Below are 24,349 nucleotides of genomic sequence, written 5' to 3'. Positions count from 1 at the left end.
GGGGCGCTACCCCAGCAACGCGTCCACGAAGGCGCCCGGTTCGAACGGGGCCAGGTCGTCGGCGCCCTCGCCGAGCCCGACGAGCTTGACCGGCACTCCCAGTTCGTGCTGGACCTGGAAGACGATTCCGCCCTTCGCCGTGCCGTCGAGCTTGGTGAGCACCACACCGGTGATGTCGACGACCTCGGCGAACACCCGGGCCTGCATCAGGCCGTTCTGCCCGATGGTCGCGTCGAGCACGAGGAGGACCTCGTCGACGGCGGCCTTCTTCTCGACCACGCGTTTGACCTTGCCCAGTTCATCCATCAGTCCGGTCTTGGTGTGCAGCCGGCCCGCGGTGTCCACCAGCACGGCGTCGACGCCACCGTCGATGCCCTTGGCGACGGCATCGAACGCGACGGCGGCCGGATCGGCGGCTTCCTTGCCGCGCACGACCTCCGCACCGACCCGTTCGGCCCACGTCTGCAACTGGTCGGCCGCAGCCGCGCGGAAGGTGTCGGCGGCACCGAGCAGAACCCGGCGACCGTCGGCGACGAGCACGCGTGCGAGCTTCCCGGTCGTGGTGGTCTTGCCGGTGCCGTTGACTCCGACGACCAACAGGACGGACGGGTGGTCGTCGTGCGGGAGAGCACGGATCGACCGGTCGAGGTCGGGACGCAACTCGTCGACGAGGACACTGCGCAGTACGGCACGGGCATCGGCTTCGCTGCGCACGTTGTGCGCCACCATCTCCTCGCGCAGGCGGTCGACGATCTTCGTGGTGGTCGCGGCACCGAGATCGGCGACGAGGAGCGTGTCCTCGATCTCCTCCCAGGAGTCCTCGTCGAGGTCGCCGCCGCCGAGGAGGCCGAGCAGGCTCTTCCCGACGGCGTTCTGCGAGCGGGCGAGGCGCCCGCGCAGCCGGGTCAGGCGTCCGGCGGTCGGCTCGATCTCCTCGATCGGCGCGGGCACCGGAGCCTCCGGCTCCGCGGGCGGGACCTGTTCGACCGGTTCCGCGAGTTCCGGTTCCACGGGTTCCGGTTCGGCACGCTCCGGTTCGGGCGCGATCTCGGGTTCGGCGGGCTCGGGTTCGGCACGCTCCGGTTCGGGCGCGATCTCAGGTTCGGCGGGCTCGGGTTCGGCACGCTCCGGTTCGGGCGCGATCTCAGGTTCGGCGGGCTCGGGTTCGGCAGGCTCGGCGACAGCCGGTTCTTCGGGCGCGGGTGCGGTGGCCGGCTCGGGCTGCTCGACGGTCTCGGTCGCCTCACGCTCGACCGGCTCGGGAGTCGTCGTCTCCGGTCCGGCCGGAGCCGGGCGGGTCGGCGCACGCTCGGGGGCGGGCGCTTCCGTGATCTCCTCGGGAAGCGGAATCGTGCGCGGTGCCGGGGGTGTCGGGGGTGCCGATTTCGGAGCGGGTTTCGGTGCCGGCTCGGGTTTCGGCGGCGCTGTCGCCGTCCCCTGACTGAAACTGAAACCGCTCTGGGCCGTGTACCCGCCCGATCGGTCCTTGGTCTCCGGCGACTCCAGTCGGGCGGTCTCGGGCTTCGTCAACGACACCTGACGACGCCGGTACAACGTCAGGCCCACGACGAGGGCGACGAGGACGACCGCAAGAGCGGCCGCGATGATGATCCAGGCTCCGGTACTCACGCACCCATACTGTCAGGCCTGCAGCTCTTCTTCCGGCTCGGGCACGGTTGTCGCGATGTTCTGTCCCCTCAATCTCTGCGAGATCACCCGGGTGATGCCGTCACCGCGCATGCTCACCCCGTACAACGCGTCGGCGACCTCCATCGTCGGCTTCTGGTGGGTGATCACGATCAGCTGGGACTTCTCCCGGAGTTGCTCGAACAACCCGATCAGACGCCGCAGATTGGTGTCGTCGAGCGCGGCCTCCACCTCGTCCATGACGTAGAACGGGGACGGTCGGGCCCGGAAGATCGCGACGAGCATCGCCACCGCCGTGAGCGACTTCTCTCCCCCCGACAGCAACGACAGCCGTTTGACCTTCTTGCCCGGTGGCCGGGCCTCCACCTCGATCCCGGTGGTGAGCATGTCGCCCGGATCGGTCAGGACGAGTCGGCCCTCACCGCCGGGGAACAGTTTCGCGAAGACCTGCTCGAACTCGCGCTCGACGTCCGCGTACGCCTCGGTGAACACCTGGAGGATTCGCGCGTCGACCTCCTCGACAACGGCCAGCAGGTCCTTGCGCGCACCCTTGACGTCCTCGAGCTGCGTGGACAGGAAGTTGTAGCGTTCCTCGAGCGCCGCGAACTCCTCGAGCGCCAGCGGGTTGACCTTGCCGAGCGTCGTGAGATCCTTCTGCGCCCGTTTCGCGCGCCGCTCCTGGGTGGCGCGGTCGTACGGCATCGGTTGGGGCGCGACGACCTGCTCACCGCGTTCCTTCGCCTGCTCGTACTCGGCGACTTCGAGTGCGGACGGCGGCAGCAACACGTCCGGTCCGTACTCGGCGACGAGGTCGTCGAGTCCGATCCCGAACTGCTCGCCGATGGACTCCTCGAGCTGTTCGATACGCAGCGCGGCCTGCGCCCGGGCGACCTCGTCGCGGTGCACGGCGTCGGTGAGCCGGTCGCGTTGTGCGCCCAACTCGCGGACCTGTTCCTTCACCCGGTCGAGGTGCTCGGTGGCCTCGGCCCGGCGACGTGTCAGCTCTTCGCGTTGCGCGAGTGCCGCGGCCACGACCTCCTCGAGGTGCGCCGCGACCCGGGATCCGGCGTCCGCGACCGCCACCGCGACCGCCGCGGCCTGTCGTCTCGCCGCCCGCGCCCGCTCGGCCCGTGCCCGCGCCTCGCGTTCGGCCTGCGCGGCGCGGCGCAACGAGTCGGCCTTGCCGCGCAGCGACTCGGCGCGTTCCTCGGCCGTGCGGGCCGCGAGCCGTGCCTCGACCTCGACGGCGCGGACTTCGCCGAGTGCGGCAGCCGCCATCTCCCGGTCCGCGGCGGTCGAGTCGGTTGCGGCCCCACCGACGGCGCCGTCCTGTTCCGCTTCCGCCAGCCGCAGCCGTTCCTCGAGTTCGAGGAGTTTCTCCCGCGCGGTGTCCCGTTCGGCTTCCGCCTCGGCACGTTGTGCGAGCAACCGCTCCGATTCGGCGAGTGCGTTGCGGGCCGCCTGACCGAGACGCCCGAGTTGCTCGTACACCGCCGACATCGCCGCATCGGATTCGTTCAACGCCGCCAGCGTCTGTTCTACGTGTTCGGCGCGGTCCTTCTGTTCCGCCAGTGCGCCCGTCAATGCCGCGGACAGTTCCTCGGAACGACGCACAGCCCGGTCCAGTCCGTCACGGGACGTCTCGATCGCCGCCTGGATCTCGAGGGTGCTCGGTGCCCGATCCGAGCCCCCGTACACCCAGCCCGATCCGGCCAGGTCTCCGGCTCGGGTGACGGCACGCAGGTCGGGGCGCTCGGCGCACACCCGGACACCGGTGGCCAGATCCTCGACGACGACGGTGCGGGCGAGCAGTGCCCGCAGGCCACCGCGCAGATCGTCGGGACACTCCACCACCTCGTGCGCCCAACGGGCTCCGGCGGGAAGGTCACCGGTGTCGTCGGGGCCGGCGCTGTTCGCGGCGACGAACGCGACACGCCCCTGGTCGGCGTCCGCGAGCGCACCGGCGAGATCGGTGGCGACCCGTACCGATTCGACGGCCAGGGCGTCGGCCGCCGGCCCCAGCGCCGCCGCGACCGCCGCCTCGTATCCGGGTTCGAGCCGCACCCGGTCCGCGAGGGCACCGTGGATTCCCCCGTCGCTGCCGCGGCCGAGCAGCCACGCGGCACCATCCTTGCGTTCGAGTCCCATCGACAACGCCTCGATGCGCGCACCCAGCGATGCGACCTCCTTGCCCGCGGCGCGTTCGGCGTCCTGGAGTTCGGTGACGCGTTCGTCTGCGAGGCGCAGCGCGGCGACGGCACGTTCGTGCTGGGCGTCGGCGTCGATCTCCCCGGCGTCGAGGTCGTCGATGCGGGCCTGGGCGGTCTCGAACTCGGCTTGCGCGGCGATACCGCGCAGTCGCGCTTCCTCGATGGCGACGGTGAGGCGGCCGATCTCCGCGTCCACGGATTCGGCGCGGGTACGGACGGTGTCGACCTGTCCGGTCAGGCGGGCGAGGCCCTCGCGACGGTCGGCGACAGCCCGCACGGCCGCCAGGTGGGCACGTTCGGCGGCAGCCGCCAGTTCCTCCTGCGCAGCCAACTGATCCTTCGCGGCTTCGAGGGTGCCGTGCGCGATCTCGACGGCCTCGATCAGTTCCGCTTCCTCCGCGGCGATCCGCTCGGCGCGGGCCTCCATCTCGTCGGGGTCCTGCCCGGGGCGCGCCTCCGGTTCGGTGTCGAGATGCCGGGCGCGTTCCTGCGCGATCCGCACCGTGGCGGACACACGCTCGGCGAGCGCCGACAGGCGGAACCAGGTCTGCGACGCCGCCTCCGCACCCGGCGTCAGGTGCGCGAGCAGTTGTTCGTGGCGGGTCTGCTCGGCCGACGCGTCGTCGAGCGCGGCGTTGACGTGATCGAGGCGTTCACGAACGACGCGTTCCTGCTCGTCCTGCCCCTGCAATTCGGCACGGCGGGTGACCAGATCATCGGCGGCGAGACGCAGCCGGGCGTCGCGCAGGTCCGCCTGGATCGTCTGGGCACGCCGCGCGACCTCGGCCTGCCGCCCGAGCGGTTTGAGCTGGCGACGCAACTCGGCGGTCAGGTCGGTCAACCGCGCGAGGTTGGCCTGCATCGCGTCGAGCTTGCGAACGGCCTTCTCCCTGCGGCGGCGGTGCTTGAGGACACCGGCGGCCTCCTCGATGAACGCCCGCCTGTCCTCGGGCCGCGATTCGAGGATCGCCGAGAGTCTGCCCTGACCGACGATCACGTGCATCTCACGGCCGATGCCGGTGTCCGAGAGCAGTTCCTGCACGTCCATGAGGCGGCACGAGGACCCGTTGATCTCGTACTCACCGGCGCCGTCGCGGAACATCCGTCGGGTGATCGACACCTCGGAGTATTCGATGGGCAGTGCGCCGTCGGTGTTGTCGATGGTGAGTGTGACCTCGGCGCGACCCAATGCGGAGCGCCCTGCGGTGCCGGCGAAGATGACGTCCTGCATCTTCCCTCCGCGCAGCGCCTTCGCGCCCTGCTCCCCCATCACCCAGGTGAGCGCGTCGACGACGTTGGACTTGCCGGATCCGTTGGGCCCCACCACACAGGTGATGCCCGGTTCGAATCGCAGAGTCGTCGACGAGGCGAAGGACTTGAAGCCCTTCAGCGTCAGACTCTTCAGATGCATGACGGAGAACCTTACCGGTGCTCAGCGCTCGACGAAGCCGACGAGGTCGCCGCGCGGCGGATCCCAGCGCTCGACGACGAGGGTCACCTTCCCGGGGGTGTCGCCGGACCGCAGCCACGCGAGGAGCCGCTCGAGGTCGGCGCGGGGCCCCTCCGCGATGACGAGGACCCGTCCGTCGGGATGATTGGTGGCGTGCCCGACGAGGCCGAGTTCGAGGGCGCGGGCGCGCGTGAACCAGCGGAATCCGACACCCTGGACATGGCCGTGGACCCACGCGGTCAGTCGTTGCGATGCCACGTCGGTCACGTCGTCCGTCCTCCTGCTCGTGATGTTGCCGCGGTGCCCGGCCGTCCGGTGGTCACCGGTGCACACGAGGGGCCGCGTGCACGGTGCCGTCGAAACCCACGGTGTAGAGGGTGTCGGGATCCCATCCGGGCCCGGACCCGAACGCAACGGAGGACATCATCGGTATCCCTTCCACCACACGGCAACTCGTTCCCGTTTCCGGATCGAGCCGCAGCACCGCACCCGCGAGGTTGAGAGCGATGTACAGGGCACCGTCCGGGCCCACCGTCAGATCGTCCGGCGACTGGATCGGACCGAGACCGGGCAGGTCGATGCTGTGCACCGGGCCGGTGAGGTCGTTCGCGTCGAGGATGTGCAGCCGGTTCACGAGGTCGAACGTGGTGACCGTGTACACGGTGTCGCCGTCCACGGCGATGCCGTTGACGGATCCGAGGTCGGTGCGGATCACCCGTGGCTCGCCACCATCGGCGGGGATGTGCGTCAAGCCCACCTCGCCGATGTCGCGGGAGGCCAGCAACGAGCCGTCGGGTAGGAGCCCGAGCCCGTTGGGCATCACGATGCCCGTCGCCACGGTGTCCTGTTCACCGGTGGCGAGGTCGATCCGGACGATGCTGCCGTCCGGTGTGTCGAGCACGCCCGCCGCGGTGGTGTTGCCGGTGGCCAGGTACACGCTGTCGCCGTCGACGACGATGCCGCCGGGGCCCGTCACCTCCGCCACGGCACCGGAGGTTCCGTCCGGTGCGATGCGCCGTAACGCTCCCGGTCCGATCAACGAACCGTCGGAGATCAGCAGTCCGCCCCGACCGTCGAACGCCAGATTCTCGAGCGTCCCGAATCCCGAGGCGACGGTGCCGACCTCGCGCAGCGCACACACGTCCGTGTCCGCGGACGCCGGCACCGCGGCGACGAACATGCCGGCTGTCGCGACGGATGCGGCTGCGGCGAGCCGGATCGATCGGTTCCCCATCGTGTCCCCCATCGTCAGCTGGCGTGTCAGGAATCGGCGGTGATGGTCAAGGTGACCTTCGTGCCGGCTTTCAAGGTGCGGCCGACGGTGCACACCTTGTCGACGGACCGCTCGACGAGTGCGAGTAGGCGCTGCTGGGCGTCGGCGTCGAGCTCGGAGAGATCGAGGATCATCTCTTCCTCGAGGTGCGGGTAGACCTCGTTGTCGCGGTCCGCGGCCCCCGACACCTTGATGGTGGCGTCGTAGTCGTCGCCGAGGCGACGGGAGAGCGGGAAGTCGGAGCTCATTCCGGAACAGGCCGCCAACGCGATCTTGAGCAGTTCGCCGGGCGTGAAGACACCCTCGACGCCGTCGGAGCCGATGAGCACCTCGGCCCCGCGGGAGCTGCGGCCGGTGTAGCGGCGGGTGCCGGTGCGTTCGACCCACAGTTCGGTGGGCGTGGAGTTCTGATCGGACATGGGTGGAATCCTGCCATGCGGATACGACGCGGCCCACACCGCCGGCACCGGCCACCGATCGTGGCTCCCGCGACGCGAATCGTTTCCCGCGGCGGTAACAGCAGACGCGCCAAGAGGTTCCGACCGCGGGAGCACTGTGCTGCGGCACCCGACTAGCGTTTTCGCTGGCACACCGGGCAGAAGTAGCTCGAGCGGTTCATGAACCGCTCGCGCACGATGCGCGTGCCACAGCGGTCGCACGGGTCGCCGTCCCTACCGTACGAATGTAGAGAACGCGCGAAGTAGCCGGATTCACCGTTGACGTTCACGTACAGGGCGTCGAACGACGTACCGCCCTGCGCGAGCGCGTCGGCCATCACCTCGCGCGCCGCATCCAGCACGGCCCGCAGTTTCGGGCCGCTCACCGTATCGGTGCGGCGGGTGCCGTGGATCCGGGCACGCCACAGCGCCTCGTCGGCGTAGATGTTGCCGATCCCCGACACCACCGTCTGGTCCAGCAGTGCACGTTTGATCTCGGTGTGTTTGCTGCGCAACACGGCGACGACGGCGTCGCGGTCGAACCGCGGATCCATCGGGTCGCGTGCGATGTGCGCGACAGGTTCGGGAAGACGGTCACCGTCGACGTCGACCAGCGGTGCCAGTGCCCATCCACCGAACGTCCGCTGGTCGACGAACCGGAGTTCGGCACCGCCGTCCAACACGGTGCGGATCCGCAGATGCTTCTCGTGCGGCACCGTCGGCGGTTGCACGAGCATCTGGCCACTCATGCCGAGATGCACGACGACCGCGAGGTCAGCGGGTTCGACGAGCAGCCACAGGTACTTGCCGCGGCGGCGTACGCCGGTGACGGTCTGCCCTGTCAACTGCGCAGCGAGATCCCGCGGTCCGGGTTCGTGGCGTCGGGTGGCCCGTGGATGCAGCACCTCGACGGCGCGGATCGTCGCACCGACGATGTGCGCGTCGAGGCCGCGACGGACGACCTCGACCTCGGGAAGTTCGGGCACCGGTTACCGGGACTGGTCCGCCGGGGCGTCGACGTCGGTGTTCTGCGCTGACTCGGTCGCCTGGTCCCCGTCGGACCGTCCGGACAGCGTCTGCCACGCCGTGGCGGCAGCCTTCTGTTCGGCTTCCTTCTTGGTGCGACCGACGCCGACTCCGAGTGACTCACCCGCGATGATCGCGGTGGCCGTGAACTCCTTGTCGTGGTCGGGCCCCGTCGCGGTGATCTCGTACGCGGGTACCCCCGCGCCACGTTCGGCGGTCAGCTCCTGCAGGCTGGTCTTCCAGTCGAGGCCGGCTCCGAGCCGCGGACCGCGTTCGAGGAGTTCCGCGAACAGGCGTAGCACCACCTCGCGTGCCACATCGATGCCGTGCTGCAGGTGGACGGCACCGAGCAACGACTCCATGCCGTCGGCGAGGATGCTCGCCTTGTCCCGCCCGCCGGTGAGTTCCTCACCTTTTCCGAGCAGCAGATGCACCCCCAGACCACCGTCGCCGAGACCTCGCGCAACATCGGCGAGAGCGTGCATGTTCACGACGCTCGCACGGATCTTGGCGAGTTCCCCCTCGGGTTTGTCGGGGTGGGTCAGATAGAGCTTCTCCGTGACCGTCAGGCCCAGCACGGCGTCGCCGAGAAATTCGAGGCGCTCGTTGGTCGGCAGACCACCGTGTTCGTACGCGTACGAACGGTGGGTCAGCGCCAGGGTCAACAGTTCGGGTTCCAGAGGGACGCCGAGGGCGGCGAGGAGGGACGTGTGGTCCGCCTCGCCGCCCTCGGGCGTGGTATCGATCGACTTGCTCGTCACGTGACTACCGATGATCAGGCAGGAGAGGTCACCTGACGGCCGTTGTACGTGCCGCACGTCGGGCACGCCACGTGGGGCAGCTTCTTCTCGCCGCAGCCACGGTTCTGGCAGGTGACGAGCGTCGGCGCAGTGGTGTTCCACTGGCTGCGCCGCGACCGGGTGTTGGAACGCGACATTCTGCGCTTGGGGACGGCCACGTCTACTTCTCCTCGTTGCTCTTGCTCTCGGATGCACTGCTGGGTTCTTCGGAGCCTGCGCCGAACGCGGCTGCCAACCCAGCCCAGCGAGGATCCATTATCTCATGCCCGTGGTCCGAATCCGCAATCGCCAGGCGAATACCGCATTCGGAGCACAATCCCGCACAGTCGTCGCTGCACAACGGCTGCAGAGGAAGCTCCAGTCCGACCGCGTCGACCAGAACCGGCTCGAGATCGATCAGATCGTCCTCGACCCGATGGATCTCGTCGTCGTCGGTGGTCCGGTCGGTGACGCTGTTCGGGTAGGCGAACAGCTCGGTGAGATACAAGCTCACCTCGTCGGTGAACGACTCGAGGCATCGCGAGCATTCTCCGACGGTGTCGGCACGAACTGTACCGGTGACCAGTACGCCCTCGGACACCGACTCCAACCTGAGGTCCAGGTCGATGTCGGCCCCCTCCTCGATCGCGATCAGATCGAGACCGATGTGCGACGGTGACGGAGCGTGCCGCTGCACCGTGCGCGTCGACCCCGGGCGCCGCCCGAGGGAGAGCGTATCCAGCACGAGTCCGGAATCCCGGTCGGGACCCGCAGCGCCGGGACGGTGGGTAGGCACGACTGTCTCACTTTCACGATGTCGGTGGAAAAATCACTGGGCAACCCTGCCATGGTACGCGACGACGCCACCGAACCGGAAACCACCCGAACGTCACCGCAGGTCACCGCGTCAGCAGCGAACCGGCCCGTCGGCGACCCTCGCCGGCACGGTCACCGCCGCCAGCCCGCGCGATGGTCGGCCTCTGCGTAGTCCGGCACCCCCGACACCCGCAGTTGCTGACGCCCGCGGCCCACCGACCGCATCGTGGTGCCCAGGAACTCCTCGAACTCGGCGAGCTTGCCGTCGACGTACTCGTCGCACTCGGTGCGCAACCGGTCCGACTCGGCGTGCGCACCGTCGATGACGCGCGCCGACTCGGCGTGCGCGGCCTGCACGACCTCCGTCTGGGACACCAGCCGTGCCTGCTCCGCCTCGCCGTCCGCCACCGACCGGTCGTACGACGCCTTGCCGGCCTCGATCATCCGGTCCGCTTCCGCACGTGCACGCCCGGTGACGTTCTCGTACTGGTTCTGTGCGTCGGTGACGAGGTCACGCGCCTGCGCCTGCGCGTCCGCGACGAGGTCGTCGGCGTGCGCCCGCGCCTCCTGCACCATGCGGTCGGCCTGCGCCTTCGCGTCCGCGAGCATCCGATCGGCGTCGGCGCGGGCGTCGTCGAGCATCGTGCGGGCCGATTCGTCGGCGTCGCCGACGGTCTTGTCGGCCTGCATGCGCGCGTCGCCGATCAACTTGTCGCGATGATCGAGTACGTCCTGGGCGTCGTCGAGTTCCGCCGGAATGGCATCACGGACGTCGTCGAGAAGCTCGAGCACGTCTCCCCGCGGAACCACACAGCTGGCGGTCATCGGAACGCCGCGCGCTTCTTCGACGATCGCGACAAGTTCGTCGAGTGCCTCGAATACCCGGTACACGCCCTACCCCAATCATGATCGACGGAACGGCCGCTGCGACCGTGCCGCGCTCCAGTCTGCCGTAGCACCGGGGTCGACACGGATCACGCGCGGGGGCGTGTCGGTCACGATCGGGTGGAGAATCACCGCTGCGCGGCGCGTTCGGCGATGCGGGCGAGCAACCGCTGGTGCACCTTCTCCGGAAGCATGTCCGTCACGTCACCGCCGTACGTGGCGACTTCCTTGACCAGGGAACTCGACAGGTAGCTGAACGTGGGGTTGGTGGCGACGAACAACGTGTCCACACCGGTGAGCTTGTGGTTCATCTGCGCCATCTGCAGTTCGTAGTCGAAGTCGTTCGCGCCACGCAGACCCTTCACGATCGCGGAGATCCCGTTGGCCTGCGCGTAGTCGACGAGCAGGCCCTGCCACGAATCCACCCGCACATTGCCGAGGTGGGCGGTGGCGTCGGCGAGCATCTCGAGACGTTCGTCGACGGTGAACATGCCCCGTTTGTTGGGGTTGATCATGACGGTGACCACGAGTTCATCGAACTGCAGCGATGTTCGGCCGATGACATCGAGGTGCCCGTTGGTGACCGGGTCGAAGGATCCTGGACAGACGGCGCGGCTCATGGGTCAGCACCGTAACAGTCGGCGATCTCGATGCGGGTCTCCCCGTACTTCCGGGTCCGTCCCGGCGTGTAGCCGGCGGGCCAGCGTGTCTCGGGCGACCGCGCGGACCGCTCGAGAACCACGATCGAGTCCTCGTCCACCCAGCCGTGCGCCGCCAGTGCCTCGAGCACACCGTGCACCGCCTGCTCCCCCACCGCGTACGGGGGATCCGCGAACACCACGTCGTAGACGCGATCGGCGGTCGCCGCCACGACGGCGGCGACCGGGGCGGTCCGCAGGACCGCCCCGGTCAGTGCCACCGCAGCGATGTTGTCCCGGATCACCGCCGACGCCTTCGCATCGGATTCGACGAGCAGCACGTGCCCGGCACCGCGCGACAGCGCCTCCAGGCCGAGAGCACCCGACCCTGCGTACAGGTCGAGCACGGCAGCTCCGTCGAGGTCGATACGGGCATCGAGCGAACTGAACAACGCCTCGCGCACCCGCTCGGAGGTGGGTCGGGTACCGCGGGGCGGCACCTTCAGGCGCCGCCCCCCGGCCCGTCCCGCAACGATCCGGGTCACGGAATCGCCCGTGTCACTCGGCTGGGTCGGGTCACTCGGCGCTTTCCTCCGTGGACACCACGACGAGGAGATCGCCGCCCTCGACCTGCTGCACCGGACCGATCGCGACCCGGTTGACCCGGCCACCGCGCGGCGCGGTGATCGCAGCCTCCATCTTCATGGCCTCGATCGTCGCGACGGTGTCACCGGCGGCGACGGTGTCGCCCTCGCCGACCACCAGCGTCACCGTGCCCGCGAACGGAGCGGCGACGTGGCCCGGGTTGTTCCGATCGGCCTTCTCCGCCGCCGGAACCTCCGCGGCGATCGACCGGTCCCGCACCGACACGGGCCGCAACTGACCGTTGAGGATGCACATCACCGTGCGGAATCCGCGTTCGTCGGGCTCGGAGATCGCTTCCAGGCCGATGAGCAACTCGACGCCCTTGCCCAGCTTGACCCGATGCTCCTCGCCGTACCGCAGCCCGTAGAAGAACTGGTTCGCGGACAGTTCGGTGGTGTCGCCGTACTGCTCGCGGTGCTCCGCGAACTCGCGGGCCGGGCCGGGGAACAGCAGCCGGTTGAGCGTCGCGCGACGCTCGAGCGACGACCCGCCGAGCCCCTTCTCGTCCTCGACGGTGAGCGGGGTCTCCGGCTTCGGCTCGGCACGCCCGGACAGCGCCTTGCTCCGGAACGGTTCGGGCCAGCCACCGGCCGGGGTGCCCAGGTCACCGCGCAGGAATCCGACCACCGAATCGGGGATGTCGAACTTGCCGGGCTCGGCAGCGAACTCGTCGACCGACACGCCCGCACCCACGAGGTGCAGCGCCAGGTCGCCGACGACCTTCGACGACGGCGTCACCTTGATCAACCGGCCCAGCAGACGGTCCGCGCCGGCGTACGCCGCCTCGACGTCCTCGAAACGGTCGCCGAGCCCCAGCGCAATGGCCTGCTGACGCAGGTTCGAGAGCTGGCCGCCGGGGATCTCGTGGGTGTAGACGCGACCGGTCGGCGCGGGCAGACCCGACTCGAACGGTGCGTACACCCGGCGCAGCGCCTCCCAGTACGGCTCGAGATCACACACCGCCTGCAGATCCAGTCCGGTGTCGAACTCGCTGTGCGCGGCGGCAGCGACGATCGCCGACAACGCCGGCTGGCTCGTGGTGCCGGCCAGCGCTGCCGACGCGCCGTCGACAGCGTCCGCGCCCGCGTGCCACGCCGCGACGTAGGTTGCGAGCTGGCCGCCGGGGGTGTCGTGGGTGTGCACGTGCACGGGCAGGTCGAAGTTGCTGCGCAGTGCCTTGACCAGGGTTGCCGCGGCGGGGGCCCGCAGCAGGCCCGCCATGTCCTTGATGGCCAGCACGTGGGCACCGGCCTCGACGATCTGCTCGGCGAGCTTCAGGTAGTAGTCGAGCGTGTAGATCGTCTCGTTCGGATCGGACAGGTCGCCGGTGTACGACATCGCGACCTCGGCGAGCGTGGTGCCCGTCGCGCGCACCGCGTCGATCGCCGGGCGCATCTGGTCGACGTTGTTGAGCGCGTCGAAGATGCGGAAGATGTCGATGCCCGTGTCGGCGGCCTCCTGCACGAACGCCCGTGTCACGGCCTCCGGGTAGGGCGTGTATCCGACGGTGTTGCGCCCGCGCAGCAGCATCTGCAGGTTGATGTTCGGGATGGCCTCGCGCAGCGCCGCGAGCCGCTCCCACGGATCCTCGTGCAGGAACCGCAGGCCGACGTCGTAGGTCGCACCGCCCCACGCCTCGATCGAGAGCAGTTCGGGGGTCATCCGCGCCACGTGACCGGCGACGGTGAGCAGGTCCTTGCTGCGCACCCGTGTCGCGAGGAGCGACTGGTGGGCGTCGCGGAAGGTGGTGTCGGTGACCCCGACGCCCTTCTGCTCACGCAACGCCCGGGCGAAGCCCTCCGGGCCGAGTTCGAGCAGCCGCTGACGCGACCCGGGTGCCGGCGCCGCCGCCAGATCGATCTTCGGGAGCTTGTCGTGCGGGTACACCGTCGCGACCTTCTCGCCGTGCGGCTTGTTGACCGTCACGTCCGCGAGGTACTCGAGGATCTTGGTGCCGCGGTCCGCGGAGCGACGCAACGTCAGCAGCTGAGGGCGTTCCTCGATGAACGAGGTCGTCACCTTCCCGGCCCGGAAATCCGGGTCGTCGAGCACCGCCTGCAGGAACGGGATGTTCGTGGCGACGCCGCGGATACGGAACTCGGTGACGGCGCGCCGCGCGCGGGCGACCGCCGCATCGAGGTTGCGACCACGGCAGGTCAGTTTGACGAGCATCGAATCGAAGTGAGCGGAGACCTCCGCGCCGACCGAGGTACCGCCGTCGAGGCGGATACCGGCGCCGCCGGGCGTGCGGTACCCGGTGATGCGGCCGGTGTCGGGCCGGAATCCGTTCGCCGGGTCCTCGGTGGTGATGCGGCACTGGAGCGCCGCACCGCGGATGGTGATCGCGTCCTGGCTGAGCCCGAGTTCGGAGAGGCTCGCTCCGGCAGCGATCCGCAGCTGCGACTGCACCAGGTCGACGTCGGTGATCTCCTCGGTGACCGTGTGCTCGACCTGGATGCGCGGGTTCATCTCGATGAACACGTGGTTGCCGCGTTCGTCGACGAGGAACTCGACGGTGCCGGCGCACTGGTAGCCGATCTGCTTCGCGAACGCCACCGCGTCCGAGCAGATGCGTTCGCGCAGGGCGGGGTCGAGGTTCGGTGCCGGTGCGAGCTCGATGACCTTCTGGTGGCGACGCTGCACCGAGCAGTCACGCTCGAACAGGTGGATGACGTTGCCGTGTGTGTCGGCGAGGATCTGGACCTCGATGTGCCGCGGGTTGACGACGGCCTGCTCGAGGAACACGGTCGGGTCACCGAATGCGGCGTCCGCCTCACGGGACGCGGCCTCGATCGATTCGCGCAGCTGGGACCGCTCGAGGACACGCCGCATACCGCGACCGCCACCTCCCGCGACGGCCTTGACGAACACGGGGAATTCCATGGACTCCGACGCCGCGAGCAGCGCGTCGACGTCCGAGGACGGCTCGGACGATGCCAGCACGGGCAGGCCCGCAGCCTTCGCGGCGGCGATCGCGCGGGCCTTGTTTCCGGTGAGTTCCAGGATCTGCGCGGACGGCCCGACGAACGTGATGCCCTCACGCTCGCACGCTGCGGCCAGGTCGGGATTCTCCGACAGGAAGCCGTAGCCCGGGTAGATCGCATCGGCTCCGACCGACACCGCCGCGGCGACGATCTCGTCGACCGACAGGTAGGCCCTGACGGGGTGTCCCTCCTCGCCGATCTGGTAGGCCTCGTCCGCCTTCAGACGGTGCAGGGACTTGCGATCTTCATACGGAAACACCGCGACGGTCCCTGCGCCCAGTTCGTAGGCGGCACGGAACGCGCGGATAGCAATCTCGCCTCGGTTGGCGACCAGCACTTTGGAGAACATTCGACGACGGTACCGCGCCCGACCAGCCCATCCTGACCCGGGATTCCACATCTCGAGACAGAATCACGTTCGCGCGGGACTGTAACGATGCAGTCGGCGAAGCGGTAACACACCCGAAACCTGCACGGTCGCAGAGCCGTAACACCGCGCGGGCCGGCGGCGGTCGGGATCCACGATGAGTTTTCCACGCCGACGCGGTCCGTAGTGGGTGTCGGCCGAATCCACCGCCACCACATCCACCGGATCCCGCACGAAAGGTTTCGTCATGCCCCGCACGATCACCGCCCACCTGTTCAGTTCCGTCAACGGTGTCGTCGAATCCCCCGACAGGTTTCAGTTCGATGCGTTCGGCCCGGAAGAAGGCGAGCTGATGAGCAACGCCCTCGACGGCGTGACCGACATCGTCATCGGACGGAAGCTGTGGCAGGAGTGGTCCGAGTACTGGCCGGGAGCCGACGACCCGTTCGGTGCCTTCATCAATCCGGTCCGCAAGCACGTCGTCACCGGCAGCCTCAGCGGCGACCTCGGCTGGAACAGCACCGCCGTCACCGGCGATCCCGTCGAGTACGTCGAGCGGCTCCGGGAGAGCGGATCCGGCGGTATCACGGTGGCCGGCGGGATCGACACCGTACGCACGCTCTTCCTCGCCGGGGTCGTCGACACTCTCACGCTCACCGTCCACCCCGTTGCGACGGGCGACGGTAGGCGCCTGTTCGACGAATCGGTTCCCCTCACCAGGCTGACGCTCGTCGACAGTGCCGTCACCGGCAAGGGAAACGCCGTGCTCACCTATGCGCTGCGTCGTTGAGCACCGGACCTCGGCGCGCGGCGGGACCGAGTCCGGGTCCGTCCGAGCGACTACGACTTCTCGAGATACTCGACCCTCTCCGCGTCGAGCGCGGCATCCATCATGCGCGCGAGTCCGGGATGCCGGGACAGCTCCGGATCCTCCTCGGTGATCTGCCGAGCGAACCGCTGCGCCGCGGCGATGACCTCGACGTCGTCGACCAGCGAGAGCAGACGCAGCGTCGTCGCAGTGCCGGACTGCGCCACCCCCAGCACGTCGCCTTCCCGGCGCAACTGCAGGTCGAGTTGGGCCAGTTCGAACCCGTCGGTGGTGGCGGCGACCGCCTCGAGACGTGCCATCGACGGTGCCCCGGGCCGGGCGTCGGTGACGAGGAGGCACAGCCCCTGGTGGCCGCCACGCCCGACGCGCCCACGCAACTGGTGCAACTGGCTGACCCCGAAACGATCGGCATCGACGATCACCATCACGGTGGCGTTCGGGACATCGACACCGACCTCGACGACGGTCGTGCACACCAGCACATCGATCCGACCGTCGTTGAAGTCCCGCATGACGGCGTCCTTCTCGTCGCCCGGCAACCTGCCGTGCAGCAACCCCACGCGCAGGTCGCGCAGCGGACCTCCGGACAGCTCCTCGTACTGCTGCAACACCGACTTCGTCTCGGGTATCTGCGCACGTCCGCGCCCGGCACCGCCGCCGCCAGCGGCGGCGTCGATCGCGGCGGGGTCGAACGCATCCTCGTCTCCGTCGTCGTCCTCACCGATACGCGAGCACACGACGTAGGCCTGCCGACCGTCCGCGACCTCCTCCCGGATCCGTTCCCACGCCCGGTCCACCCACGACGGATGCACCTTCGCAGCGACCACCCGACTGACGATCGGTGACCGTCCCCGCGGCAACTCGGTGAGCGTCGACACCTCGAGATCGCCGAGCACCGTCATCGCGATCGTCCGCGGAATCGGGGTGGCGGTCATGACCAGGACGTGCGGTGAGGCACCGTCGCGCCCCCGCGACCGCAGTTCGTCGCGTTGCTCGACCCCGAAACGGTGCTGCTCGTCGATCACGACGAGCCCCAGATCGGCGAACTGCACGTTGTCCTGGATCAGGGCGTGGGTACCGATGACGATGCCCGCGTCGCCGGACACCGCGTCGAGCAGTGCCTGTCGCTTGCGGGCGACCCCCATCGACCCCGTCACCAGCGTCACGCGGGTCGCGTGTTCGTGGCCATCGAGTTCACCGGCCGCCGCGAGGTCGCCGAGCATGCCCGTCAACGACCGGGCGTGTTGCGCGGCGAGCACCTCGGTGGGTGCGAGCAGCACACACTGGTGCCCGGCGTCGATCACCTGCAACATCGCCCGCAGCGCGACGATGGTCTTGCCGGAACCCACCTCGCCCTGCAGGAGGCGGTTCATCGGGTGGCTGCCGGACAGGTCGGAGGCGATGTCCTCGGCGACGGCGAGCTGACCGGCGGTCAACTCGAACGGCAGCCGCGCATCGAACTCGTCGGCGATCCCGCCGCTCCGCCGCGGGCAGCCCGGCGCCGTGCGCACCCCCACGTCGCGGCGACGGCGGGCCAGCACCAACTGCACGGCCGCGGCCTCGTCGAATCGCAGTCGTTCGCGGGCGCTACCGACGTCCTCCTTGCTGTCGGGCAGATGCACCGCGCGCAGCGCCGCGTCGAGGCCGAGCAGCCCGTGTTCGCTGCGTACCTCCTCGGGAAGCGGATCGTCGACGGTGTCGAGCTGGTCGAGCACCTGCCGGACGCAACGCAGCACCGTCCACGACTCGACGTCCCGGGTCGCCCGGTACATCGGGATGAGTGATCGCTCGAAGACGGACAGGTCGAGGCCGTCGCCACCCTGCGACGCGCGGGCCAGACCGGCGAGGTCGCCGGCGCCGCGCACCCTCGGTGCCGGAACCGGCTCCAGGACGTCCTCGCGCACCTCGGGGAGCACGAGATAGCTCGGGTGCGTCAGGCTCCACTTGTCGCGGAAGTACTTGACGGTGCCCGAGAACATGGCGCGGACACCTGGCCGGATGTTGTGCTTGACCTTGTGCGGGTTGAAGAACGTCACGTCGATCGTGTGCTTGTCGGAACGCAACCGCACCGCGAGCCGGTGCCCCGCCCGCGACTTCATCGGGACGACGTCCGCGGATTCGACGCGGGCGATGATCGTGATGTGCTGCCCTGCGGGGGGCTGATCGTCGCCGAGTTCTGCGCCCTGCGTGGCATAGCGGTGCGGGTAGTGCCGCAGCAGATCCTCGACGGTGGTCATCCCGAACGCCTCGGCGAGCGCATCGGCGGTCTTCCTGCCGAGGAGATGATCGAGTCGGTCCGCGAGTGTGGCCACGGCCGTCCTTTCCGTTCCGGGCGGTGGCCGGCGCGGCCACCGTCACTCGACGCCGAGCTGCAGCAGGTCGCTGCGCTGACCCCCGTGATACACCACGACCTCCAGTTCGGGGTGACGGTCGTCGAGGTGGCGGGTCAGTTGCTCGGCGAGGTCGGCGGGAGCGCCGTCACCGACGAGCATCGTCACGAGCTCACCACCCGCGGCGAGCAACTTGTCGAGCAGCGACACACCCGCTGCCGGTAGATCATGCTCGATGACTACGACATCGTGCCCGGCCGAGCCGAGCGCATCGCCCGGCTCACACGTTCCGACCCAGGTCAGCGCCCGTTCCGTGGCGATCTTCAACGACCCCCAGCGAGTCGCGGCCGCCGCCTCGGACATCGCGTACGCATCGTCGACGGCCGCGCGGCGCGCGTCGTGCACCGCGAGAGCAGCGAGTCCCTGCACCATCGACGCGCTCGGCAGGAACATCACCTCGCGGGCGCCGTCACGGACCTGCGCGCCCAGCGCCACCACGTCCTGCGCGGTCACCGACCCGTTGGGCAGCACGAGCACATCGCGACTGGGCATCGCGCGGATCGCGTCGAGGATCCGCCGCGGCCCACACGGTCCGTCGCAGTGCAGGACGGTCGCGCCCTCCGCACCGAACAGGGCTCCGGCACCGTCCCCGTCGACGACGGTGAGCACCGCGCGGCCGTCGTGCCGCGACTCCGCGGTCGTGCAGACTCCGCCGCGCGCGGCCTCCAGCGCGAAACACGTGATCGTGATCCGGCGGAGCCGGCCCGCCGCGGCACCCGCCTCGACGGCCGCACCGGGGTCGCAGCAGTGCACGTGCACCGACCACCCGGCCGCTCCGTCGCCGACGACGGCCACCGAGTCCCCGAGTTCGTCGAGCCGCCTCCGCAACGCGTCGATGCGCTGGCGGTCGGAGCCGTCGACGAGATACATCACCTCGTAGTCCTGGTCCGCGGTGTCGCCGTGGTGCGCGTCCGCTCCGAGGTGCTGGTGACCGTGAACCGATGTCCGGGAGGCCGGTGCGGGTTCGACGGTCAACGCCAGCGTCCGCTGGGGACGCCGGCCGGTCACGACCTCGACGAGGCAGTCCAGCAGCACCAGCAGACCCAGACCGCCCGCGTCGACGACACCGGCGCGTGCCAGCACGTCGAGCTGCGACGGAGTCTCGACCAGCGCGGCCTCGGCGGCGTCCGCCGCCGCGATCACCCGCTCGGCTGCCGCCGTCCCGGCCGCGGCGACGGCGCCGCGTGCTGCGGCGTGCAGGACGCTGACGATCGTTCCGTCCGCGGGTGCGCTCAACGCTGCGGTGACGGTGTCGCCCGCCCGGCTCAGCGCCCGCGCGATGTCGTCACCGTCGATGGTCTCCGCCCCGGCGACCGCGTCGGCGAGACCCCGCAGGATCTGCGCGAGGATCATCCCCGAGTTGCCGCGGGCGCCGGTGAACGCGCCCCGTGCGAGGGCTTCCGCAACCCCGGACGCGGTGCGGGCACCGTCCACCGGGTCACCGAGTTCGCCGACGGCGGCACGGAACGTGATCAGCAGATTCGTGCCGGTGTCTCCGTCGGGAACCGGGAACACGTTGAGTGTGTTGATCTCGTGGCAACGCTCGGCGAGGGTGTCGACGCCCGACTCCGCCCACCGGCGCAGCATCCGCCCGTCGACGCGTCCACCGCGTTCGTGCACACGATCAACCCTCTCTCCGGTTCTCTCGGCTTCGCTCAGCTCGTCCGGTTCTCAGCCGAAAGAGTAGTCGCGTCGCGCAGGCGGAGCCGGTTTGGCCATCGGGACCTCGATTCGGTAAGCTGGCCGGGTTGCCGCGCACGGGTGGCTGTGTTCCCCGTGTCCAGGTACCACAGACAGAAATATCCACTAGACACAAGGAGTTCGCGACATGGCTGCCGTCTGCGACGTATGCGCCAAGGGCCCCGGCTTCGGGAAGTCGGTCTCGCACTCGCACCGGCGGACCAACCGTCGCTGGAACCCGAACATCCAGAGCGTCCGCGCCCAGGTCGCCCCGGGCACCACGCGCAAGATCAACGTGTGCACCTCCTGCCTGAAGGCAGGCAAGGTCGTCCGCGGCTGAGCAACAGATCCTACGCGAAGGCCCCCGGCGCGAAATGCGCCGGGGGCCTTCGACATTCGTATTGCGTGCCGATATGGTGCCCCGGTGACCGATAACAACCAGTCCCACGTGCGGGTGGAAGACGGAGTCCTGCTGATCGCAGTGGCCACGGCCGAGAACGGCGCCTCCCTGTCGCCCGACGGAATGCAACAGGGCATCGCGGCACTGCGCGCGGCCGGCCCCGACATCGGCGCCGTGCTGCTCGTCGGCGAGGGCGCGAACTTCTGCGCCGGCGGCAACGTCCACGGTTTCGCGGCCGCCGGGGACCGTGCCGCGCATCTGCTCGACGTCGCGAACCTCTTCCACGACTTCGTCCGCGAGATCCACGGCGTCGGCGTGCCCGTCGTCGCCGCCGTCCAGGGGTGGGCGGCCGGCGCGGGCATGAGCCTGGTGCTGCACGCCGACGTCGCACTCGGCGGCCCCGGCACGAAACTGCGCGCCGCCTACCCGTCCATCGGGTTCACCCCCGACGGCGGCATGTCCTGGATGCTTCCGAAGGTCGTCGGCCTGGCCCGCGCCCGCGAACTGATCCTCACCGATGCGGTGATCGGCGCGGACGAGGCCGTGCGGCTGGGGCTGCTCAGCCGTATCGTGGCCGACGACGAGGTCCCGGCGGAAGCACTGCGCCTCGCCCGCACCCTCGCGCACGGACCGACCGCCGCCTACGCCGGCATCCGACGTCTGATCAACGATTCGGTGGCACGTTCACTCTCGGAGCAACTCGACGCCGAGGCCGCGTCGATCTCGGCGGCATCGGTGACACCCACCGGAATCGAGGGTGTGGACGCGTTCGTCGAGAAGCGCCGCCCCGACTGGGGGTCGGTGCAGTCCGTCCACTGACCCGCGGAACGGACCGGTGGTCAGGCGAGTCGCCAGTCCACCGGTTCCGCGCCCTGGGCGACGAGCAACTCGTCCGCGCGGCTGAACGGGCGGGAGCCGAAGAATCCACGCGACGCCGACAGCGGTGAGGGATGCGCCGACTCGATCGACGGAACGTTCCCGAGCATCGGCCGGAGGGTCGCGGCATCGCGGCCCCACAGGATCGCGACGAGCGGGAGGTCGCGGGCGACGAGCGCGCGGATCGCCTGTTCCGTCACTCGCTCCCATCCCTTCCCCCGGTGCGACGCCGGGGCGCCCGGCCGCACGGTGAGGACCCGGTTGAGCAAGAGCACGCCCTGCTCCGTCCACGGCGACAGATCACCGTTCGACGGGGTGGGTAGCCCCAGGTCCTCGCTGTACTCGCGGTAGATGTTCGACAGGCTCCGCGGGATCGGTGACACCTCCGGCGCCACCGAGAAGCTCAACCCCACGGCGTGCCCGGGCGTCGGGTACGGATCCTGCCCGACGATCAGCACCTTCACCCGATCGAAGGGGTGGGTGAAGGCGCGGAGCACGTTGTCGCCGGAGGGCAGGTACCGATGCCCCGCGGCGAGCTCGGCCCGCAGGAAGGACCCCATGGCCGCGATGTCGTCGGCGACGGGCGCGAGCGCGTCGGCCCAGCCGGGATCGATGAGGTCCGACAGCGGCCTGGGAGCACGCTCGGCGGTCTGGTCGGTCACGTGTGCAACTCCGGTGGTCGGGGACGGAACACTGCTCGGTCGGCTCAGTCGATGCGGCGGAGCGCCGTGCGGTAGTAGTCGGCGTTCGCGGCGTACATCTTCGCGTTGGGCTCGAACGTGCCCTCGGGCACCTCGAATCCGTCCCGGATCTTTGCGGGGATGCCCATCGCCATGCGACGGGGCGGGAGCTCGAAACGCGGCGGGACGAGCGCGCCCGCAGCGACCTGCGCGCCCGCACCGATCGCCGAACCGTTGAGCACGAGCGAGCCCGAGCCGATGAGCGCGCCGTCACCGATCGTCGCGCCCTCGATGTGCGCGTTGTGTCCGACCACGCAGCGGGCACCGATGACCGTCGGTTCGACCGCGGTGCAATGGATGATCGTGCCGTCCTGGATGTTGGTTTCCTCGCCGACGGTGATCGTGCCGTAGTCACCGCGCAGCACCGCGGTGGGCCACACCGACGCGCGGGCACCGAGCGTCACGGCACCGATCACCACCGCGTCGGGATGCACCCACGCGTCGGGGTGGATGTCGGGGACACGATCGCCGAGAGCGTAGACAGCCATGCGCGCAAACCTATCTCGAGACGTCCGTGTCGCTCCGGGGTGGCGGCGTGAAGCTCTGCCACCCACCCGGCCCGGGGTGCGGACTGCCGGCGACGGTCACGCCGTGACCGTCCTCGACCACCCCGATCCGGTGCCACTCGTCGGGCAGCGGTACATCGGGCGGGAAGCACGCGGCGAGTGCGTGGTCCTCGCCACCGGTGAGGACCCACTCCCACGGATCTGCACCGAGCGCGGCCGCAGCAGCCCCGATCGGTGCTGCGGGTTCCAGGCGGTCCGGGTCCAAGGTGATCCGCACCCCGGACGCCTCCGCGATGTGGCCGAGGTCGGCGAGCAGGCCGTCGGAGATGTCGGTGCCGGCGACGGCGCCGGCGACGGTCGCCGCCGGGCCCGCCGCGTACGGCGGGGTGGGTTCACGGTGGGCATCGACGAGTTCGGGGAAACCGTCGTTCCCGGCGAGCAGCAGCGCCAGTCCCGCCGCGGACCGGCCGGTGCTCCCGGCGAGCGCGACGGTGTCGCCGGGGCGCGCCCCCGACCGCAGCAGGGGTGCGTGTCCTCCGAGGTCACCGAGGACGGTGACCGCGACGATCACCTGATCCGCCTGCACCAGGTCGCCGCCGACGACACCCGCACCGAGTTCTTCGGCGGCCTCCCCGATCCCGGCGGAGATCTCGTCGAGGACGGAGACGGGCGTGTCGGGTGGGCAGCCGAGCCCGACCAGGAACGCGGTGGGTCGCGCTCCCATCGCGGCGACGTCGGCACCGTTCTGCGCGACCGCTTTGCGTCCCACCTGTCGGGGCGTCGACCAGTCGAGGCGGAAGTGCCGTCCCTCGACGAGCATGTCGGTCGACACCGCGACGCGACCGTCCGGTGCGGCGACGAGAGCCGCGTCGTGCCCGGGACCGACCAGGGTCGACACCGGTTGCCGTCGCCCTGCGGTCGCGCGGGCGATGGTGGGGAACTCGCCGACCTCTGCGACAGTGGGCCCGACCGGATCTGTCACTGTGACGGTCGCCTCCTTCTCACACCGGGGTCGGTGCGTGACCTGCCCACGACCGGGCATGCGCCCTCGAAGCACTGATAGTTTCGGTTCACGCTACCCGTCGGCTCGACGCCACCGAGCCCGGCGGGTCACCCGAATCCCGCACAACCGAAACGCAGGAAGCCATGACCGAATCCGATTCCCCCGAACCCGACCGGAACGCCAGCGACGACGGGGGCACCCCGAAGGCCGAGGGCAGACATCCGGCGGTGATCGCGACGGCGATCGCGCTGCCGGTGGCGTTGCTCGTCGGCGTGGTGGTCGCGGCGGTCATGGTGGGACGCAGCCCCGCGACGGGAACGGTCGGTCTCGGCCCCGTTCCCGCACCCGAGGCGGAGTCCGGGTCGTGCACGGACCTGCTCGGGTCGCTCCCCGAGCGGATGGGTGATTTCGCACGGGCCGACCTGGCCGATCCCGCGCCGGTGGGTGCGGCGGCCTGGCAGGATCCGGACGCGGCAGAGGTCGTGTTGCGGTGCGGACTCGATCGTCCCGACGAGTTCGATCAGGCCGCCGCCCTGCAGATCGTCGACGGTGTGCAGTGGTTCGAGGTGTCGGGTGCCGACCAGGGCATCGACGCCAGCACCTGGTTCGTGGTGGACCGTCCCGTCTACGTCGCGTTGACCGTCCCCGACGGTTCGGGACCGACACCGCTGCAGGACGTGTCGAAGGCGATCGCGGAAACACTCCCGCAGCAGGACATCGACCCGGCCCCGATCTCCGGCAACTGACCCGTGCGCACTTCTGGTAGCT

22 protein-coding genes are annotated in these 24,349 nt (G+C 69.8%); 4 read left to right on the top strand and 18 right to left on the bottom strand.

The window, feature by feature from the left end; translation table 11 throughout:
* Positions 1-6: 6 nt before the first annotated feature.
* The 13 genes from ftsY to LDQ05_RS00835 form a co-directional block, all read right to left on the bottom strand.
* A complete protein-coding gene (ftsY, locus tag LDQ05_RS00895) occupies positions 7-1,629 on the bottom strand; it encodes a signal recognition particle-docking protein FtsY (protein ID WP_226435011.1) in 1,623 nt (540 codons plus the stop codon).
* A gap of 12 nt (positions 1,630-1,641) precedes the next feature.
* Positions 1,642-5,268: a chromosome segregation protein SMC gene (gene smc, locus LDQ05_RS00890; protein WP_226435010.1), complete on the bottom strand. Its 3,627-nt coding sequence runs from the start codon at positions 5,266-5,268 to the stop codon at positions 1,642-1,644.
* A 21-nt stretch (positions 5,269-5,289) separates the two neighbouring features.
* Complete coding sequence (locus LDQ05_RS00885) at positions 5,290-5,565, bottom strand: acylphosphatase (RefSeq protein WP_372461004.1); 276 nt, start codon at positions 5,563-5,565, stop codon at positions 5,290-5,292.
* A 61-nt stretch (positions 5,566-5,626) separates the two neighbouring features.
* Positions 5,627-6,541 carry an SMP-30/gluconolactonase/LRE family protein gene (locus LDQ05_RS00880; RefSeq protein ID WP_226435008.1) on the bottom strand — a complete coding sequence of 305 codons (915 nt, stop codon included), beginning with the start codon at positions 6,539-6,541 and terminating at the stop codon, positions 5,627-5,629.
* Positions 6,542-6,567: 26 nt separating this feature from the next.
* Entirely contained in the window at positions 6,568-6,999 is a 432-nt protein-coding gene (locus LDQ05_RS00875) for an OsmC family protein (RefSeq protein ID WP_226435007.1), read from the bottom strand.
* A 152-nt stretch (positions 7,000-7,151) separates the two neighbouring features.
* Positions 7,152-8,003: a bifunctional DNA-formamidopyrimidine glycosylase/DNA-(apurinic or apyrimidinic site) lyase gene (gene mutM, locus LDQ05_RS00870; RefSeq protein ID WP_226435006.1), complete on the bottom strand. Its 852-nt coding sequence runs from the start codon at positions 8,001-8,003 to the stop codon at positions 7,152-7,154.
* Between the two features lie 3 nt (positions 8,004-8,006).
* The gene (gene rnc / locus LDQ05_RS00865) at positions 8,007-8,804 is read right to left on the bottom strand and encodes a ribonuclease III (RefSeq protein WP_226435005.1); all 798 of its coding nucleotides are present in this window, start codon (positions 8,802-8,804) and stop codon (positions 8,007-8,009) included.
* Positions 8,805-8,818: 14 nt separating this feature from the next.
* Positions 8,819-9,001 (bottom strand): 50S ribosomal protein L32, encoded by a 183-nt coding sequence (gene rpmF, locus LDQ05_RS00860; protein ID WP_226435004.1) that lies wholly within the window; start codon positions 8,999-9,001, stop codon positions 8,819-8,821.
* 2 nt (positions 9,002-9,003) lie between these two features.
* Positions 9,004-9,618, bottom strand: coding sequence for a YceD family protein (locus LDQ05_RS00855; protein ID WP_372460998.1), 615 nt, complete (start codon positions 9,616-9,618; stop codon positions 9,004-9,006).
* A gap of 152 nt (positions 9,619-9,770) precedes the next feature.
* Positions 9,771-10,529, bottom strand: a complete 759-nt coding sequence (locus tag LDQ05_RS00850) for a DivIVA domain-containing protein (protein WP_226435002.1) — start codon at positions 10,527-10,529, stop codon at positions 9,771-9,773.
* 122 nt (positions 10,530-10,651) lie between these two features.
* Entirely contained in the window at positions 10,652-11,143 is a 492-nt protein-coding gene (gene coaD, locus LDQ05_RS00845; protein WP_226435001.1) for a pantetheine-phosphate adenylyltransferase, read from the bottom strand.
* A complete protein-coding gene (gene rsmD / locus LDQ05_RS00840; RefSeq protein WP_226435000.1) occupies positions 11,140-11,706 on the bottom strand; it encodes a 16S rRNA (guanine(966)-N(2))-methyltransferase RsmD in 567 nt (188 codons plus the stop codon). The genes coaD and rsmD overlap by 4 nt, the downstream gene beginning before the upstream one ends.
* A gap of 31 nt (positions 11,707-11,737) precedes the next feature.
* The gene (locus tag LDQ05_RS00835) at positions 11,738-15,139 is read right to left on the bottom strand and encodes a pyruvate carboxylase (protein WP_226434999.1); all 3,402 of its coding nucleotides are present in this window, start codon (positions 15,137-15,139) and stop codon (positions 11,738-11,740) included.
* A 265-nt stretch (positions 15,140-15,404) separates the two neighbouring features.
* Between LDQ05_RS00835 and LDQ05_RS00830 the strand changes: the two genes are divergently transcribed.
* The gene (locus LDQ05_RS00830; RefSeq protein WP_226434998.1) at positions 15,405-15,947 is read left to right on the top strand and encodes a dihydrofolate reductase family protein; all 543 of its coding nucleotides are present in this window, start codon (positions 15,405-15,407) and stop codon (positions 15,945-15,947) included.
* A 50-nt stretch (positions 15,948-15,997) separates the two neighbouring features.
* On the opposite strand, the gene recG is transcribed toward LDQ05_RS00830, so the two are convergent.
* Complete coding sequence (recG, locus tag LDQ05_RS00825) at positions 15,998-18,298, bottom strand: ATP-dependent DNA helicase RecG (protein ID WP_226434997.1); 2,301 nt, start codon at positions 18,296-18,298, stop codon at positions 15,998-16,000.
* A 42-nt stretch (positions 18,299-18,340) separates the two neighbouring features.
* Positions 18,341-19,963: a DAK2 domain-containing protein gene (locus LDQ05_RS00820; RefSeq protein ID WP_226435082.1), complete on the bottom strand. Its 1,623-nt coding sequence runs from the start codon at positions 19,961-19,963 to the stop codon at positions 18,341-18,343.
* Between the two features lie 241 nt (positions 19,964-20,204).
* Here LDQ05_RS00820 and rpmB point away from each other — a divergent pair, with 241 nt between their 5' ends.
* On the top strand, positions 20,205-20,396 hold the full coding sequence (gene rpmB, locus LDQ05_RS00815; protein ID WP_226434996.1) for a 50S ribosomal protein L28: 192 nt from the start codon (positions 20,205-20,207) through the stop codon (positions 20,394-20,396).
* 84 nt (positions 20,397-20,480) lie between these two features.
* A complete protein-coding gene (locus tag LDQ05_RS00810; RefSeq protein ID WP_226434995.1) occupies positions 20,481-21,275 on the top strand; it encodes an enoyl-CoA hydratase/isomerase family protein in 795 nt (264 codons plus the stop codon).
* Positions 21,276-21,295: 20 nt separating this feature from the next.
* On the opposite strand, the gene LDQ05_RS00805 is transcribed toward LDQ05_RS00810, so the two are convergent.
* From LDQ05_RS00805 to LDQ05_RS00795, 3 genes are read right to left on the bottom strand one after another with little or no spacing between them, the layout of a single operon-like run.
* On the bottom strand, positions 21,296-21,994 hold the full coding sequence (locus LDQ05_RS00805) for a uracil-DNA glycosylase (RefSeq protein ID WP_226434994.1): 699 nt from the start codon (positions 21,992-21,994) through the stop codon (positions 21,296-21,298).
* A gap of 44 nt (positions 21,995-22,038) precedes the next feature.
* Complete coding sequence (locus LDQ05_RS00800; protein ID WP_226434993.1) at positions 22,039-22,560, bottom strand: gamma carbonic anhydrase family protein; 522 nt, start codon at positions 22,558-22,560, stop codon at positions 22,039-22,041.
* 10 nt (positions 22,561-22,570) lie between these two features.
* Complete coding sequence (locus LDQ05_RS00795) at positions 22,571-23,560, bottom strand: thiamine-phosphate kinase (protein ID WP_226434992.1); 990 nt, start codon at positions 23,558-23,560, stop codon at positions 22,571-22,573.
* 164 nt (positions 23,561-23,724) lie between these two features.
* Here LDQ05_RS00795 and LDQ05_RS00790 point away from each other — a divergent pair, with 164 nt between their 5' ends.
* The gene (locus tag LDQ05_RS00790; RefSeq protein ID WP_226434991.1) at positions 23,725-24,327 is read left to right on the top strand and encodes a DUF3515 domain-containing protein; all 603 of its coding nucleotides are present in this window, start codon (positions 23,725-23,727) and stop codon (positions 24,325-24,327) included.
* Positions 24,328-24,349: the final 22 nt, after the last annotated feature.

The sequence above is a fragment of the Rhodococcus yananensis genome (assembly GCF_020515525.1).
Lineage (GTDB): Bacteria > Actinomycetota > Actinomycetes > Mycobacteriales > Mycobacteriaceae > Rhodococcus > Rhodococcus yananensis.
The sequence above is the reverse complement of the archived record's forward strand: the minus strand, read 5'-3'. Positions and strand labels throughout refer to the sequence as shown.

Bases quoted from the DNA above. Each gene is read 5' to 3' on its own strand.
- LDQ05_RS00800 (WP_226434993.1), bottom strand. From the start codon at position 22,560: ATGGCTGTCTACGCTCTCGGCGATCGTGTCCCCGACATCCACCCCGAC.
- LDQ05_RS00880 (WP_226435008.1), bottom strand. From the start codon at position 6,541: ATGGGGAACCGATCGATCCGGCTCGCCGCAGCCGCATCCGTCGCGACA.
- rpmB (WP_226434996.1), top strand. From the start codon at position 20,205: ATGGCTGCCGTCTGCGACGTATGCGCCAAGGGCCCCGGCTTCGGGAAG.
- LDQ05_RS00875 (WP_226435007.1), bottom strand. From the start codon at position 6,999: ATGTCCGATCAGAACTCCACGCCCACCGAACTGTGGGTCGAACGCACC.
- LDQ05_RS00830 (WP_226434998.1), top strand. From the start codon at position 15,405: ATGCCCCGCACGATCACCGCCCACCTGTTCAGTTCCGTCAACGGTGTC.
- LDQ05_RS00790 (WP_226434991.1), top strand. From the start codon at position 23,725: ATGACCGAATCCGATTCCCCCGAACCCGACCGGAACGCCAGCGACGAC.
- coaD (WP_226435001.1), bottom strand. From the start codon at position 11,143: ATGAGCCGCGCCGTCTGTCCAGGATCCTTCGACCCGGTCACCAACGGG.
- smc (WP_226435010.1), bottom strand. From the start codon at position 5,268: ATGCATCTGAAGAGTCTGACGCTGAAGGGCTTCAAGTCCTTCGCCTCG.
- LDQ05_RS00820 (WP_226435082.1), bottom strand. From the start codon at position 19,963: ATGCTGCGCCGGTGGGCGGAGTCGGGCGTCGACACCCTCGCCGAGCGT.
- LDQ05_RS00835 (WP_226434999.1), bottom strand. From the start codon at position 15,139: ATGTTCTCCAAAGTGCTGGTCGCCAACCGAGGCGAGATTGCTATCCGC.